General features: G+C 70.9%; 14 protein-coding genes. 8 read left to right on the forward strand and 6 right to left on the reverse strand.

The window, feature by feature from the left end; genetic code table 11:
* Positions 1-45: 45 nt before the first annotated feature.
* Both dxr and Q9R20_RS01320 read right to left on the reverse strand, forming a co-directional pair.
* The gene (dxr, locus tag Q9R20_RS01315; protein ID WP_311247648.1) at positions 46-1128 is read right to left on the reverse strand and encodes a 1-deoxy-D-xylulose-5-phosphate reductoisomerase; all 1083 of its coding nucleotides are present in this window, start codon (positions 1126-1128) and stop codon (positions 46-48) included.
* Positions 1129-1141: 13 nt separating this feature from the next.
* Entirely contained in the window at positions 1142-2101 is a 960-nt protein-coding gene (locus Q9R20_RS01320) for an FKBP-type peptidyl-prolyl cis-trans isomerase (RefSeq protein WP_311247649.1), read from the reverse strand.
* Positions 2102-2260: 159 nt separating this feature from the next.
* Here Q9R20_RS01320 and Q9R20_RS01325 point away from each other — a divergent pair, with 159 nt between their 5' ends.
* From Q9R20_RS01325 to dhaM, 4 genes are all read left to right on the forward strand, one after another.
* Positions 2261-2962 carry a lysophospholipid acyltransferase family protein gene (locus Q9R20_RS01325; protein ID WP_311248384.1) on the forward strand — a complete coding sequence of 234 codons (702 nt, stop codon included), beginning with the start codon at positions 2261-2263 and terminating at the stop codon, positions 2960-2962.
* Between the two features lie 91 nt (positions 2963-3053).
* On the forward strand, positions 3054-4049 hold the full coding sequence (dhaK, locus tag Q9R20_RS01330; RefSeq protein WP_311247650.1) for a dihydroxyacetone kinase subunit DhaK: 996 nt from the start codon (positions 3054-3056) through the stop codon (positions 4047-4049).
* Positions 4046-4681 (forward strand): dihydroxyacetone kinase subunit DhaL, encoded by a 636-nt coding sequence (gene dhaL, locus Q9R20_RS01335; RefSeq protein ID WP_311247651.1) that lies wholly within the window; start codon positions 4046-4048, stop codon positions 4679-4681. The genes dhaK and dhaL overlap by 4 nt, the downstream gene beginning before the upstream one ends.
* Positions 4678-5409, forward strand: coding sequence for a dihydroxyacetone kinase phosphoryl donor subunit DhaM (gene dhaM, locus Q9R20_RS01340; protein WP_311247652.1), 732 nt, complete (start codon positions 4678-4680; stop codon positions 5407-5409). The genes dhaL and dhaM overlap by 4 nt, the downstream gene beginning before the upstream one ends.
* A gap of 99 nt (positions 5410-5508) precedes the next feature.
* Here dhaM and Q9R20_RS01345 read toward each other — a convergent pair whose 3' ends face one another.
* Positions 5509-6474, reverse strand: a complete 966-nt coding sequence (locus Q9R20_RS01345) for a sugar-binding domain-containing protein (RefSeq protein WP_311247653.1) — start codon at positions 6472-6474, stop codon at positions 5509-5511.
* Between the two features lie 112 nt (positions 6475-6586).
* On the opposite strand from Q9R20_RS01345, the gene Q9R20_RS01350 reads away from it, so the two are divergent.
* The 3 genes from Q9R20_RS01350 to glpK all read left to right on the forward strand — a co-directional run bounded on the left by Q9R20_RS01350 (position 6587) and on the right by glpK (position 10778).
* Positions 6587-8305, forward strand: coding sequence for a glycerol-3-phosphate dehydrogenase/oxidase (locus Q9R20_RS01350; RefSeq protein ID WP_311247654.1), 1719 nt, complete (start codon positions 6587-6589; stop codon positions 8303-8305).
* A gap of 121 nt (positions 8306-8426) precedes the next feature.
* Positions 8427-9182 carry an MIP/aquaporin family protein gene (locus Q9R20_RS01355; protein WP_311247655.1) on the forward strand — a complete coding sequence of 252 codons (756 nt, stop codon included), beginning with the start codon at positions 8427-8429 and terminating at the stop codon, positions 9180-9182.
* An 84-nt stretch (positions 9183-9266) separates the two neighbouring features.
* Entirely contained in the window at positions 9267-10778 is a 1512-nt protein-coding gene (glpK, locus tag Q9R20_RS01360; protein ID WP_311247656.1) for a glycerol kinase GlpK, read from the forward strand.
* 104 nt (positions 10779-10882) lie between these two features.
* Here glpK and Q9R20_RS01365 read toward each other — a convergent pair whose 3' ends face one another.
* Both Q9R20_RS01365 and Q9R20_RS01370 read right to left on the reverse strand, forming a co-directional pair.
* Positions 10883-11362, reverse strand: a complete 480-nt coding sequence (locus Q9R20_RS01365) for a hypothetical protein (RefSeq protein ID WP_295839116.1) — start codon at positions 11360-11362, stop codon at positions 10883-10885.
* A gap of 43 nt (positions 11363-11405) precedes the next feature.
* Entirely contained in the window at positions 11406-11876 is a 471-nt protein-coding gene (locus tag Q9R20_RS01370) for an OsmC family protein (protein WP_311247657.1), read from the reverse strand.
* 125 nt (positions 11877-12001) lie between these two features.
* Between Q9R20_RS01370 and Q9R20_RS01375 the strand changes: the two genes are divergently transcribed.
* A complete protein-coding gene (locus tag Q9R20_RS01375; protein ID WP_311247658.1) occupies positions 12002-12985 on the forward strand; it encodes an asparaginase in 984 nt (327 codons plus the stop codon).
* Positions 12986-13091: 106 nt separating this feature from the next.
* Here the strand turns inward: Q9R20_RS01375 and Q9R20_RS01380 are convergent, their stop codons facing one another.
* On the reverse strand, positions 13092-14624 hold the full coding sequence (locus tag Q9R20_RS01380; RefSeq protein WP_311247659.1) for an APC family permease: 1533 nt from the start codon (positions 14622-14624) through the stop codon (positions 13092-13094).
* Positions 14625-14638: the final 14 nt, after the last annotated feature.

Raw genomic sequence — 14638 nt, forward strand, 5'->3', positions numbered from 1 at the left:
GCCGCCGGCCCGGTGCCGCAGCGACCGCGCAGCGCCCGAGGCGGATCAGCGCGAAGCGATGACCTCGTCGGCCGTTCGGCGCGCCCAGTCCTCGGCCTCGGCGAGCGACTCGCGCGTGAGCGCGGCGGGAGACTCGTGGCGCTCGACGACCCGCTCGATGAGCTCGACGATCTCGAGGAAGCTCAGGCGGCCCTCGTGGAAGGCGTCGACGGCCTGCTCGTTCGCGGCGTTGAAGACGGCCGGGTACGTGCCCCCGGCCCGCCCGACCTTCTTCGCGAGCGCGACCGATCCGAACGCCTCTTCGTCGAGCGGCTCGAAGGTCCACTGGGAGGCGCGCGTCCAGTCGAGCGGAGCGCCGACACCCGCGATGCGGTGCGGCCAGTCGAGCCCGAGCGAGATGGGCAGCCGCATGTCCGGCGGCGAGGCCTGGGCGATGGTGGAGCCGTCGGTGAACTCGACCATCGAGTGCACGATGGACTGCGGGTGCACCGTGACGTCGATGCGGTCGTAGGGCACGTCGAACAGCAGGTGCGCCTCGATCACCTCGAGCCCCTTGTTGACGAGGGTCGCCGAGTTCGTCGTGACGACGCGCCCCATGTCCCAGGTGGGATGGGCGAGGGCTTCGGCGGGGGTGACGTCCGCGAGCTCTTCGCGCGAGCGGCCGCGGAACGGGCCCCCGGATGCCGTGAGCACGAGGCGGCGCACTTCGTGCGCCCCACCCGATCGCAGGGCCTGCGCGATCGCCGAGTGCTCGGAATCGACCGGCACGATCTGGCCCGGGGCCGCGAGGGCGGTGACGAGGTCGCCGCCGACGATCAGCGACTCCTTGTTGGCGAGGGCGAGGGTGCGGCCCTCCTCGAGCGCGGCGATCGTGGGGCCGAGGCCCACCGAACCGGTGATGCCGTTGAGCACCACGTCGGCCTCGACGTCGCGGACGAGCTGCTCCGCCTCGGCGGCGCCGAGGGCGGTGTGCTCGACGCCGAACGCCGCGGCCTGCGCCTCGACGCCCGCGCGGTCGCTGCCGGCGGCCAGACCGACGACCTCGAAGCGATCGGCGTTGCTGGCGATGACGTCGAGCGCCTGCGTCCCGATCGAACCGGTGGAACCGAGGATGAGGACGCGGCGCATCCCCTCAGCCTACTTATCCCGCGGCGGGGGCGTGCTGGACGCCCAGGATGTCGACCACGAAGACGAGCGTCGAGTTCGCGGGGATCGCGTCGTTGGCCTGATCGCCGTATCCGTCGGCCGGCGGCACGACGGCGAGGACCTGCGACCCGACCGTCTGTCCTTCCAGCGCCTTCTTAAACCCGGGCACCACGGCCGTGGTCGCGAACGACGTGGGCGCGCCCTTCGTCCAGCTCGAGTCGAACACGGTGCCGTCCGAGTAGAGAGCACCCGTGTACTGCACGATGACGGTGTCGCCGGGGTTGACGACGTCGCCGTCGCCGCGACGGAGGTTCTCCACGCGGGTCTCGGTGGGTGCGGGGTCGCTGCCGACCGTGATGGTCGGAGCGCCGTCGTCGGCGAAGGTGACGGTCGGCAGGCCCGCGACCGGAGCCACCTCCTCGCCGTCGGCGCGGGTGGGGAGCTCCGCGAGCGCATCGGCGACGAGCACGTAGGCAGGAGAGCCCTCGCCCAGGGTGCCGGCGGGGAAGGTCGAGACCGTGCGCGAGCCGACGGGGACGCACGAGACGGCCGCGCCGAAGATCTGCTGGGCGTTGACGATCATGTCCATCCCGGCCGGATCCGACGTCAACGAGTCCAGCAGCACCTCGCCGGTGCTCGCGTCGACCACCGTGTAGTTCGCCTTCACGAGGTCGCCGGGCGCGATCTCATCACCCGATCCCTCGATGAGGGTGCTGCGCTGGATGGCGTCCGGGGCGAAACCGTCGGGACGGGTGACGGTGACGGCGCTCGAGAAGTCGCCCGACACCTCGAGGCCGTCGGGGACGTCGCCGGTGAAGGGGGTCTGGCATCCGGCCGTGTCGGCGGTCGCGCTGTCGCTCGGCGTCTGCGAGGCGTCGGGCGAGCCGGCGCATCCGGCCAGCAGCAGCGCCGCGGCGGCGACGACGGACAGGGAAGCGATCGGGCGGAAGCGCACGGGAGACCTCTCGAAGGGAGCCGGGGATGCTCCATCTTCCCCCATCCCGCTTTGCCGTGGCTGGGAGTCCCCATGCACGCCCGGGCATGCGGCGGCGAGTAATCTCGTCGGGTGAGTTCCGACGTCCCCGCCGAGACCCCCGCTGCGCCGCCGGAGCAGATGGGCGCCACCTACAGCCTCGGACGTCTCCTCATCGCCCCGCTCGCGCGCGCGGTGTACCGCCCGCGCATCGAGGGGCGCGAGAACGTCCCGCGCACCGGGCCGGTGATCTTCGCGAGCAACCACCTGTCGTTCATCGACTCGATCGCGATCCCGGTCGCCGCCCCTCGACCCGTGCACTTCATGGCGAAGTCGGCGTACTTCGAGAAGTGGGCCTCGCGTCAGTTCTTCACCGCGATCGGCGCGATCCCCGTCGAGCGCGGCGCCGGGCAGAAGGCCCTCGACGCCCTCGAGCAGCAGCGCGCGCTGCTCGACGACGGTCGCGCGGTCGCCCTGTATCCCGAGGGCACCCGCTCCCTCGACGGCCGGCTCTACAAGGGGCGCACCGGCGTCGCCTTCCTCGCCCTGCAGACCGGTGCCCCCGTCGTCCCCGTGGGCCTGATCGGCACCGACAAGGTCATGCCGGTGGGTGCGAAGATCCCCACGACGAAGGAGCGCATCACCGTGCGCTTCGGCACTCCCCTCGACCTCTCCCCCCACGGCGCCGCTTCCTCGGGTCGCGCGCGCCGCGCCGCCACCGACGAGATCATGGCCGCGATCCACGCCCTCAGCGAGCAGGAGCTGGCCAACGCCTACAACGAGGCGCCCGCGCAGAACCCGATCGAGCGCATCAAGCAGGTCCTCCCCCACGAGCGGCTCTGAGGCCCGCCTTTTCCTCCTTGACGTGACGGCGCCCGGCGAGCAGGGTCGAAACCGACGGCCCGGACCGTCGTCGCCACAACGAGGAGGCACCGTGAAGAAGTTCGTCAACGACCCCGCCGACGTCCTGGCGGAGGCGCTCCGCGGCATCCAGGCCGCTCATCCGGACGTGCGGGTGGATGCCGAAAACCGCGTCATCCTGCGCGCCGAGCCGACGCGCCCGGGCAAGGTGGCCCTGGTGTCGGGCGGCGGATCGGGACACGAGCCGATGCACGGCGGTTTCGTCGGACGCGGGATGCTGGACGCGGCGGCCGCCGGCGAGGTGTTCACCTCCCCCACCCCCGACCAGGTGCTCGCGGCCACGCAGGCCGTCGACTCGGGTGCGGGAGTGCTGCACATCGTGAAGAACTACACCGGCGACGTGCTGAACTTCGAGATGGCGGCCGAGCTCGCCGCCGCGGAGGGCGTGCAGGTCGAGTCGGTCGTGGTCGCCGACGACGTCGCCGTGACGGACTCGACGTGGACCGCCGGTCGCCGCGGCACCGGCACGACCGTGATCCTGGAGAAGATCGTCGGTGCCCTCGCCGAGGAGGGGGCCGACCTCGCCGCCGTTGCCGATCTGGCCCGCCGGGTCGCCGATGCCGGCCGCTCGATGGGCGTTGCGCTCACGAGCTGCACCGTCCCCGCCGCAGGTCGCCCCACCTTCGAGCTGCCCGACGACGAGATGGAGGTCGGTGTCGGCATCCACGGCGAACCCGGCCGCTCCCGCGTGAAGCTGGCATCCGCTCAGGAGATCGCGAAGCTCATGGTCGACCCGATCGTGCACGACTTCGGCGCCCCCGCGGGGCCGGCGATCGTGCTGCTGTCGGGCCTGGGCGGCACCCCGCTGATCGAGCAGTACCTGCTGTACGGCGAGATCGCGCCGCTGCTGGCCGAGGCCGGCGTCGAGGCGCAGCGCGTGCTCATCGGCGACTACATCACGAGCCTCGATATGGCGGGGGCGTCTCTGACGGTCGTCCGGGCCGACGACGAGATGCTGCGCCTGTGGGACGCGCCCGTGGTGACGCCGGGGCTGCGGTGGGGCGCATGAGCGGCGCCGTCTCGACCGACCTCCTCGTGCAGTGGCTCCGGGCGTTCCGCGACGCGGTCCACGCGCACAAGGACGAGCTGACGCGCCTCGACTCCGAGATCGGCGACGCCGACCACGGCTCGAACATGGCGCGGGGCCTGGACGCGGTGGTCGCAGGGCTCGATCCGGTCCCCGAGACGCCCGCCGACCTGTTCAAGACGGTCGGCATGACCCTCGTCTCATCGGTCGGCGGCGCCAGCGGCCCGCTCTACGGCACGTTGTTCCTGCGCATGGGTCCCGCGCTCGGCACGGAGGGAGAGGTGGATGCCGCCACCCTCGGCGCCGCGCTCCGCGCCGGTGTCGACGGGGTGATCGCCCGGGGCAAGGCCGAGCTCGGCGACAAGACGATGATCGACGCCCTCTCCCCCGCCCTCGACGCGTGGGACGCCGCGGCCGGCGACGGCCCGGCCGCAGCCTCCCGCGCCGCGGCGGATGCCGCCGCCCGCGGTCGCGACGCGACCGAACCGCTCGTGGCGCGGAAGGGACGCGCAAGCTATCTGGGCGAGCGCAGCGCCGGGCACCTCGACCCGGGTGCCGCGTCCGCGACCCTCCTGCTCGAAGCGCTGCGCGACACCCTGGCGGCCGCGGAGTGATCGGGCTCGTCGCCGTCTCGCACTCGCGCCCGCTCGCCGAGGCCGCCGTCCACCTCGCCCTGCAGATGGGCGGGGACGACCCGCCGGCGGTGCGGATCGCGGCTGGCGGCCCCGACGACGACCTCGGGACGGATGCCGTCGCCATCGCCGCCGCGATCGACGCGGCGGATTCCGGAGACGGCGTCCTCGTGCTGATGGACCTCGGCTCGGCGATCCTCAGCGCGGAGACGGCTCTCGAGTTCGTCGCGGAGCCCGAGCGCGTCCGGCTCAGCCCTGCGCCGTTCGTGGAGGGGCTCGTCGCCGCCGTCGTCACCGCCGCCGGGGGTGCGGGACTCGATGTCGTCGCCGCAGAGGTGCGCTCGGCGGGAGAGGCCAAGCAGCGGCAGCTCGGCGACGGCGAGACGGCCACGACGGACGAGGCCGCGGCATCCCCCGATCGCACCCCGGAGGGCGATTCGTCATTCGAGGCGGTGATCGGCAACCCCTCGGGCCTGCACGCGCGACCCGCCGCGACCTTCGTGAAGGCGGCCTCGCGTCATGACGCGGACGTACGCATCGTCGATCTCACCGCCGGTTCCGACGAGGTGTCGGGGCGGAGCCTGCTGGCCCTCATGGCGCTCGGTGTGCGCCAGGGCTCCCTCGTGCGCGTGAGCGCCTCGGGGCCGGAGGCGGCCCAGGCGCTCGACGAGCTGCGCGCGCTCATCGCCGACGGCTTCGGCGAACGCTGAGCGCGCGGCCGGGTCGAGACGCGGGCACGCGGCGCCGCGCGGGGAGCCCGCCCGGACCACTCAGGCCGCGAGGACGGCCGAGCCGGCAGAGCGCCCTGCTCAGCGCGTGACGCTGAGCAGACGCCGAGCGAGCGCCTCCTCGACGACGAGCTCGGTGACCAGGCCCGCGGCGAGCGCGCCGCGCAGGCCGTCGAGCTTCGACAGGCTGGACACCACGCAGAACCGACGCGGGATGCGGCGGACGGTGTCGAGATCGGGTCCACTGGAGCGCGCGTTCAGCTCGGGGATGTCGCTCGACCCGTCGGCGCGGTAGAAGACCGTCGCGCAATCCCCGACGACGCCCTCGCGCTCGATGACCGCGCGGTCGCGTTCGTCGAAGTAGTCGCCGCTGTAGACGTGCGAGGGCACGTCCGCGTGGGGGGAGCCCAGACCGAAGACGAAGAGACCCACGCGTTGCTGGATCTCCAGCACCGAGCGCACGGAACGCTCGCGCCACATCGCCTGCTTGGTCCGCGGGTCGTCGAAAAGCGCCGGCACCGGGAACTGGTGCACGGACGACGACCAGGCGGAGCCGAACTTCGACAGGATCTCGCCCGCGTACGGGATGCCGGAGGTGCGGATGTTGGCCGCGCCGTTCATCTGGACGATGTGGGTGTCGTGCACATCCTTCTGCGGCACGTGTCGAGCCATCGCGGACAGCGTGGATCCCCACGCGACACCGATCGTCATGGATGACTCGACGCGTTCGGCGAGGATGCGCGCCGCGGTCAGGGCGGTGCGCTCGAGCCGGTCGGCCTCCGACGTGCGCGCGGGGGTGGGCACGACGTGCGCGGTGATGCCGAAGCGATCGGCGATGCGCTGGGCCATCTGGCCGCGGGCGTCGTCGGGCGGGCTGATCGAGATCGTGACGAGTCCGACGTCGCGCGCGTGCTGCAGAAGTCGCGACACCGAGGAGCGGGAGACCCTCATCTCGTGCGCGATGGCGTCCATCGTGAGGTCCTGCATGTAGTAGAGCTGCGCGGCGCGCAGAGCGTCGCGGGAGCGCTCCTCCGCCTGCGTCACCACCGTCCGGTCACCTTCATGATCACTATTCTGCACGTTTGTTCAAGGGGCTTGCAACAACGTGCAGACAGGCGCATTGTGATCGTCGTACCAACAACGAAAGGTCGCAGTCGACATGTCGTCCCCCGCTACTCCGCTCCGCGCCGGCGTCCAGGCGCTCCGCGACGCCGAAGACCTCGACGTCCTCATCATCGGAGGGGGCATCAACGGCCTCGCCACCCTCCGCGACCTCGCCCTGCAGGGCGTCAGCGTCGCTCTCGTCGAGCGTGGGGACTTCGTCTCCGGCGCGTCGTCGGCCTCCAGCCACATGGTGCACGGCGGCATCCGCTACCTCGAGAACGGCGAATTCCGCCTCGTGAAGGAAGCCGTCACCGAGCGCAACGACCTGCTCAAGACGGCCCCCCACTACGTCAAGCCGCTCGAGACGACGATCCCGATCTACAAGACGTTCTCCGGCATCCTCTCCGCCCCCTTCCGCCTGCTCGTCACGCACGGTCGCGGCAAGCCCAACGAGCGCGGCGCCCTGCTGATCAAGGTCGGGCTCATCATGTACGACACCTTCTCGCGCGACGGCGGGTCGGTGCCCCGCCACAAGTTCCTGGGCAAGAAGAAGTCGCTCGCGGAGCTGCCCAAGCTCAACAGCGACCTCGCCTACACGGCCACCTACTTCGACGCGTCGATGCACGACCCCGAACGCATCGCCTTGGACGTGCTCCGCGACGGGATCGAGGCCGGCGGCGGCCGCACCCAGGCCGTCAACTACGTCTCGGCCGTCGGCGCCGACGCGAACGGCGTGCGTGTGCGCGACGAGGTGTCCGGCGAAGAGTTCAGCGTCAAGGCGAAGGTCGTCCTCAACACGGCCGGCCCCTGGACCGACCTGGCCAACCAGGCGATGGGCCTCGACACCTCGTTCATGGGCGGGACGAAGGGCTCCCACATCGTGCTCGACAACCCCGAGCTGCTCGCCGCCACCGGCGGTCGCGAGATCTTCTTCGAGCACTCCGACGGCCGCATCGTGCTGATCTACCCGCTCAAGGACCGCGTTCTCGTGGGCACCACCGACATCGACGCCGACCCCTCGAAGCCCGTCGTGTGCACCGACGACGAGATCGAGTACTTCTTCGACCTGATCGGCCACGTGTTCCCCACCGTCGCGGTCGCGCGCGAGCAGATCGTCTACACGTTCTCGGGCATCCGCCCGCTCCCCCGCCACGATGACACCGCCCCCGGCTTCGTGTCGCGCGACTACCGCATCGTGGAGGACGAGATCGCGGGCGTGCCGGCGATGAGCCTCGTCGGCGGCAAGTGGACCACCTTCCGCGCTCTCGCCGAGCACCTCAGCATGAAGACGCTGCAGAAGCTGCGCCGCCCGCACCGCGTCAGCACCCAGGGGCTGGCGATCGGCGGCGGCGCCGGCTTCCCGTCGACGCCCGAGCAGCGGCGCCGGTGGATCGCCGCGCGCACGGATGCCCACTCCGCCGGGCTCGTCGAGGCCATGCTGGAGCGCTACGGCACGCGTGCCGACGCGATCCTCGCGGCGCTCCCCGCGGAGCCCACCCCGGTTCCGGATGCCGACGGCTACTACCGCGAGGAGCTCGCCTTCATCGCGAAGAACGAGCAGGTCGTGCACCTGATCGACGTGCTCCTGCGGCGTACGCACCTCGCCTTCGTGGGCGGCATGACAGAGCGCACGCTGCGCGAGGTCGCCGAGGCCGTCGCCGAGCCGCTCGGGTGGGATTCCACCCGCGTGGACGATGAGGTGGCCCGCACGACGGAGATCCTCCGCTCCGCCCACCGCGTCGACCTGACGCAGTCCGGAGTGGCGCGAATCTGAGAGAACGTGCGGGCGCGCCACCTGTTGCGCGCCCGCACGGGAGCCGTAGGTTCGGAGCACCGAGCCGCACTACCACCCGAGCCGAAGGTGTCCGGGTGACGAACGAAAGGTCGATGACGACATGCAAGAAGTGAACTTGGGGCTGTACTTCCTCTCGGAGGTCGTCGGCACCGCGATGCTCATCCTGTTGGGCTGCGGCGTGGTCGCCAACGTGGCCCTGGCCAAGACCAAGGGCAACGCCGGCGGCACCCTGATGGTCAACTGGGGATGGGGCCTGGCGGTCTTCGCCGGTGTCATCGTCTCCGCGTACTCCGGCGCTCAGCTGAACCCCGCCGTCTCGATCGGCCTCCTGGTGGCCGGCAAGATCGGCGTCGCGCAGTTCTTCGTGGCCGTCGCCGCCCAGATGGTCGGCGCCATCATCGGTGCCGTCCTCGCGTGGGCCTCCTACAAGCAGCACTTCGACGACGAGCCCGACCCGGCCGCCAAGCTCGGCGTCTTCAGCACCGGCCCCGCGATCCGCTCGTACGGCTTCAACTTCGTCACGGAGGTCATCGCCACCTTCGTCCTGGTGTTCGTGATCTTCGGCTTCGCCGACTACGGCGTCGCGAGCGTCGGCGTGCCGGCCGGCATCGGTGGACTCTCGGCCGTTCCCGTGGCCCTGCTCGTGGTCGGTATCGGCGCCTCCCTCGGTGGCCCGACCGGTTACGCCATCAACCCCGCCCGTGACCTCGGCCCCCGCATCGCCCACGCGATCCTCCCGATCAAGGGCAAGGGCTCGAGCGACTGGGGCTACGCCTGGGTCCCCGTCGCCGGCCCCCTCGTCGGCGGTCTGCTCGCGGGTCTGCTGGCCCCCGTGCTCCTCGGCCTCGCCAACTGACCCCTCCGCGGGGGCGCCGGCCGGCGTCCCCGCCCCTCCCACTCCCCCTCATCTCTCACTGAACACAGACAAAGGAGTCCATCCATGGCCGACTACGTCCTCGCCATCGACCAGGGCACGACCTCGACGCGCGCGATGATCTTCGACAAGTCCGGGAGCGTCGTCTCCGTCGGACAGAAGGAGCACGAGCAGATCTTCCCGCGCGCGGGATGGGTCGAGCACGACCCGCTCGAGATCTGGCGCAACACCCAGGAGGTGATCGGCCTGGCCCTCAGCCGCGCCGACATCACCCGCCACGACATCGCCGCCGTCGGCATCACCAACCAGCGCGAGACCGCGGTGGTCTGGGACAAGAACACCGGAAAGCCCGTCTACAACGCCATCGTGTGGCAGGACACCCGCACGCAGTCGATCGTCGACCGCCTCGCCGACGGCGACCCCGAGCGCTACAAGAGCATCGTCGGTCTGCCCCTGGCGACCTACTTCTCGGGCACCAAGATCGTCTGGATCCTCGAGAACGTCGACGGAGCCCGCGAGAAGGCCGAGGCGGGCGACCTGCTGTTCGGCACGACCGACACCTGGGTGCTGTGGAACCTCACCGGCGGCATCGACGGCGGTGTGCACGCGACCGACGTGACCAACGCCAGCCGCACCCTGTTCATGGACCTCGAGACCCTGTCGTGGCGCGAGGACATCCTCGCCGACTTCGGCGTCCCCGCCTCGATGCTCCCCGAGATCCGCTCCTCCTCCGAGGTCTACGGCACCGTCGAGTCGTCGTCGCTGCTGCGCGAGACGCCGATCGCCGGCATCCTGGGCGACCAGCAGGCCGCGACCTTCGGTCAGGCGGCGTTCGACCCGGGCGAGAGCAAGAACACCTACGGCACCGGCAACTTCCTCATCTTCCAGACGGGCGAGGAGATCGTCCACTCGAAGAACGGTCTGCTGACGACGCTCGGCTACAAGCTCGGCGATCAGCCCGCCCGTTATGCCCTCGAGGGCTCGATCGCCGTGACCGGCTCGCTCATCCAGTGGCTGCGCGACCAGCTCGGCATCATCTCCTCGGCCCCCGAGGTCGAGAAGCTCGCCGAGAGCGTCGACGACAACGGCGGCGTGTACTTCGTGCCGGCGTTCTCGGGCCTGTTCGCGCCGTACTGGCGCCCCGACGCCCGTGGTGCCATCGTGGGCATGACGCGCTACGTCAACCGCGGCCACATCGCCCGCGCCGCCCTCGAGGCGACCGCCTTCCAGTCCCGTGAGGTGCTGGATGCCGTCAACGCCGACTCCGGCGTCGATCTGGCCGAGCTCAAGGTCGACGGCGGCATGACCGCGAACGATGCGCTCATGCAGTTCCAGGCCGACATCCTCGGCGTGCCCGTCGTCCGCCCGGTCGTCGCCGAGACCACCGCGCTCGGCGCCGCCTACGCCGCGGGGCTCGCGGTCGGATTCTGGGACAACCTCGACGACCTCCGCGCGAACTGGCAGGAGGACAAGCGTTGGGAGCCCAACATGGACGACAGCGAGCGCGAGCGCGAGCTGCGCCTGTGGAAGAAGGCCGTCACCAAGTCCATGGACTGGATCGACGACGACGTGCGGTGATCACCACCTGAGAACGGAACCCCGCCGGCCCCCTGCCGGCGGGGTTTCTTCGTGCCCCGGCTCGGTGGCATCCCGTCTGTGGCGGGGATGAGGGATGCCGCGGCTCAGCGCGCGGGCTTCGGGTACGCCGCGCGCACGGCGTCGGACTGCAGATAGTCCGAGACGCCGATCAGCAGGATGGCGAACAGGATCTGCTCCGTGACGACCCAGAAGGGGTACAGGCCCGGGATCGCGGCGAGGACGAGGGCGACGACGGGGAAGATGCGGCTGAACAGCTGCAGGCGCCGGAACGCCCAGTACCACCCGGCGCGGGCCCGCCAGAGGAAGTAGAACAGGGTCGTGGTGATGGCGAGGACGACGAGGCAGCGCATCCACACCGCGAACCCCACGTCGGCGCCGTCGAGCGTCATGACCAGCGCCACCACCACCGTCGCGACGCCGAGCACGAAGCCCGCCGCGAGCAGGAGCGCGACCGCGCGGAACGCCCGCCGGACCTTCGGGTCGTCGGTCTCGTCGACGCGGTGATGGGCGTGCCTGCCCCCCGCGATCCGGTCGAGGCGCCGCAGGGCCGGTTCGAGCTGCATGCGCTCACTGTACGACGACCGCGACCGCGGGGGCGTGCGCGGGTCAGCCGACGACGACCACCGGCTCGTGCCGGACCGGGAAGTTGACCGAATTGGCGATGAAGCACCACTCGCGCGCCTGGCGGTGCGCGGCCACGGCAGCCTCGACCATCGACTGCTCGGCCACTCGCACACGCGGGCGCAGCACGACCTCGGTGAACGCTCCCCCGCTGTTGCCGTCCTCCTGCAGGGTGCCGGAGGCGTCGTCCTCGTACCCGGTGACGACCACGCCGGTGGTCACGCAGGCGTGCAGGTACGACAGCAGGTGGCATTCGCTCAGCGCAGCGAGCAGAAGCTCCTCGGGGTTCCACTTGGCCGGGTCGCCGCGGAAGGGCTTGTCGGCGGATGCCGCGATCGCGGGCTTCCCGTCGACCTCGAGGGTCACCGACCGGTCGTAGTCGCGATAGCCGCTGGTGCCGCTGCCCCGGTCTCCGGTCCAGGTCGAGCGCAGGCGGTAGTGGTGCTCTCCGTTCATCCCCCCAGTCTGCCGGTGTTGTTCGCGTGAGTCGCCAGAAATTGTCGCTTCGGTTGCCCGGGAAGCGACAAATCCTGGCGACTCGCGCGCCGGGTTCGGGACAGCCCCGGCGATACGATGGAGGGATGCCCGCCACGCCCCCCGCCTCCGTCGAACTCGCCGTCGTCGACCGCAACGGCTTCGTCGAATCCCGTCACTTCGGCGTCGCGGTGGTCCTTGCACCGGACGGCTCCGAGAAGCTCGCCCTCGGCGAGGTGACGGCGCCGTTCCTGCCCCGCTCGAGCATGAAGCCGCTGCAGGCCCTCGCCTGCCTGTCGGCCGGCGCCGAGCTCGCCGACGAGCGCCTGGCGATCTCGATGGCCAGCCACTGCGGCACCGAACGCCACGCCGAGGTGGCCCGCGGCATCCTGCAATCCGCCGGCCTCACCGAAGACGACCTGGGCTGCCCCGCCGCCTGGCCCACCGACACCGCCTCGCGCGACGAGATGGTGCGCGACCACGCCGCTCCCTCGCCCCTGCGCATGAACTGCTCCGGCAAGCACGCCGCCATGCTGCTCACCTGCGTCGCCAACGGGTGGCCCACCGAGGGCTACCTCGACCCGCAGCACCCGCTGCAGGCGCACATCCGCGAGGTCATCGAGCGCCTCGTCGGAGAGCGCATGACCACGACGGCGATCGACGGCTGCGGGGCACCCGTGTACGCGATGAGCCTCGTCGGCCTCGCGCGGGCGATCCAGCGCATCGCCACCTCGTCGGAGCGCTCGCCCTTCGCGCTGCACCGCAGCGCGGGCACGCTGGTCCGGGCGGTGCGCGAGAACCCGTGGACGATCGACGGCCCTGGACGCCCCGACACCGTCGTGATCGAACGGCTGGGCGTGTTCTCCAAGATGGGCGCGGAGGGCGTGCAGGTCATGACCGCGCCCGACGGCACCACCGTCGCCCTGAAGATGTTCGACGGCTCCAACCGCGCCGGTCACGTCGTCGCGCTGCGACTGCTGGAGCGGGTCGGCGCCCTCTCCTCGACCGAGGTCGACGAGACGGTCGCGCACCTGTCGTTGTCGGTGCTCGGCGGCGGGCACGAGGTCGGGTCCATCCGCTCCGCCGTCTGACGCGCGGGTCAGCGCCCGGTGCGGGCGTGTTCGGCGGCTCGGCGTCGCCGTCGCGACCGCGGGCGACGTGCGCGGACCCGACCGCCGGGCCTACGTCCGCGAGCGCTCAGATGCCGCCGTCGACCGACCGCGGGTGCGCGATCGGCTCGTCCGGCACGAGCACCTCGGTGTCGCGATTGAGGCTCTCCCCCCGGAAGAACGGCTTCGACCCGGGGAAGAGGAACCACAGCAGCATCAGCACGACGCCGAACGCGAGCGCCCCGACGCCCACGACGAACGTGCCGCCGACCCCCAGCAGCACCGTGTTGCCGTACTCGGGGTCGTACATGTCGATCGCCGACTGCACGAACGCGAACGTCAGCATGAGCGCGCCCAGCAGCGGCAGGATGCCGCGGGTCACGAGGTTCCGGCCCGAGGAGAACAGCTCGCGCCGGTAGAACCACACGCACGCGTAACCGGTCATCGCGTAGTAGAACGCGATCGCGAGACCCAGCGACAGGATTGAATCCTGCAGGATGTTGTCGCTGATGAGGGTCATGCCCACGTAGTAGACGCTCGCCACGACGCCCATGACCAACGTCGAGAACGACGGCGTCCGAAAGCGCGGGTGCACCGAACGGAAGCGTTCGGGCAGTGCCTTGTACGCGGCCATCGCGAGGGTGCCGCGCGCGGTGGGGAGGATCGTCGTCTGCGTCGACGACACCGCCGAGATGAGCACCGCCACGATCAGCACCCAGCCGAAGGGACCGAAGAGCCCGTCCTTGAGCGCGAGGAAGACGTCGTCCGCGTTCTCGGGGTTGGCAAGCCCCGACCCGTCTTCGCCGACGCCGGCGTACATCATCGCCGCGACCGTCACCGACACGTACGTGCCGAGCAGGATCACCGTGGTCAGCAGCGCCGCCCGACCGGGGATGCGCTTCGGGTCTTTCGTCTCCTCGTTGAGCGCCAGGCAGGTGTCCCAGCCCCAGTAGATGAACAGCGCCAGCAGCACCGCCTCGGTGAAACCGCTCCAGTCGCTGAAGCCGAACGGGTCGAACCATGCCAGGTCGAACGGGGTCGCATCGGGTGCCGAGCCGTCGAAGAACTTCCACAGCGCCAGCACGACGAACAGCGCCAGGACGAGGTACTGCACCGCGAGGAGGATGTTCTGGATGCGCTCACCGATCTCCACCCCGCGGTAGCTGATCCAGGTCATCAGCGCGATGAAGCCCACCCCCGTCGCCGTCACGAGGGGCACGTTCTCGGCGAGGGACCCGTCGCCGACGAGCGACCACAGGTAGATTCCCGCGATCTGCGACAGGTTGGCCAGCACGACCATGCCCGCCACCGCGACGCCCCAGCCACCCATCCAGCCGGCCCACGGGCCGAAGGCCTTCGTCGCCCACGTGAAAGTCGTGCCGCAGTCGGGCACCTCGTTGTTCAGCTCGCGGTACGCGAAGGCGATGAACAGCATCGGGATGAACGCCAGGATGAACGCGATCGGGGCCGAGGCGCCGACGGCCAGGACGACGAAGCCCAGGGTCGCCACGAGCGAGTACACGGGGGCGGTGGATGCCAGACCGATCACGGTCGAGCCCCACAGCCCCAGGGTGCCGCTGGCCAGGCCCTTGCCGGCCGTCCGTTCGGGTGCGGAGGTCATAGGCCGAACGTAGG

Source organism: Microbacterium sp. PRF11, from assembly GCF_031844085.1.
Classification (GTDB): domain Bacteria; phylum Actinomycetota; class Actinomycetes; order Actinomycetales; family Microbacteriaceae; genus Microbacterium.

Bases quoted from the DNA above. Each gene is read 5' to 3' on its own strand.
- dxr (WP_311247648.1), bottom strand. From the start codon at position 1,128: ATGCGCCGCGTCCTCATCCTCGGTTCCACCGGTTCGATCGGGACGCAG.
- Q9R20_RS01325 (WP_311248384.1), top strand. From the start codon at position 2,261: ATGGGCGCCACCTACAGCCTCGGACGTCTCCTCATCGCCCCGCTCGCG.
- dhaL (WP_311247651.1), top strand. From the start codon at position 4,046: ATGAGCGGCGCCGTCTCGACCGACCTCCTCGTGCAGTGGCTCCGGGCG.
- Q9R20_RS01350 (WP_311247654.1), top strand. From the start codon at position 6,587: ATGTCGTCCCCCGCTACTCCGCTCCGCGCCGGCGTCCAGGCGCTCCGC.
- Q9R20_RS01355 (WP_311247655.1), top strand. From the start codon at position 8,427: ATGCAAGAAGTGAACTTGGGGCTGTACTTCCTCTCGGAGGTCGTCGGC.
- glpK (WP_311247656.1), top strand. From the start codon at position 9,267: ATGGCCGACTACGTCCTCGCCATCGACCAGGGCACGACCTCGACGCGC.
- Q9R20_RS01365 (WP_295839116.1), bottom strand. From the start codon at position 11,362: ATGCAGCTCGAACCGGCCCTGCGGCGCCTCGACCGGATCGCGGGGGGC.
- Q9R20_RS01370 (WP_311247657.1), bottom strand. From the start codon at position 11,876: ATGAACGGAGAGCACCACTACCGCCTGCGCTCGACCTGGACCGGAGAC.
- Q9R20_RS01375 (WP_311247658.1), top strand. From the start codon at position 12,002: ATGCCCGCCACGCCCCCCGCCTCCGTCGAACTCGCCGTCGTCGACCGC.
- Q9R20_RS01380 (WP_311247659.1), bottom strand. From the start codon at position 14,624: ATGACCTCCGCACCCGAACGGACGGCCGGCAAGGGCCTGGCCAGCGGC.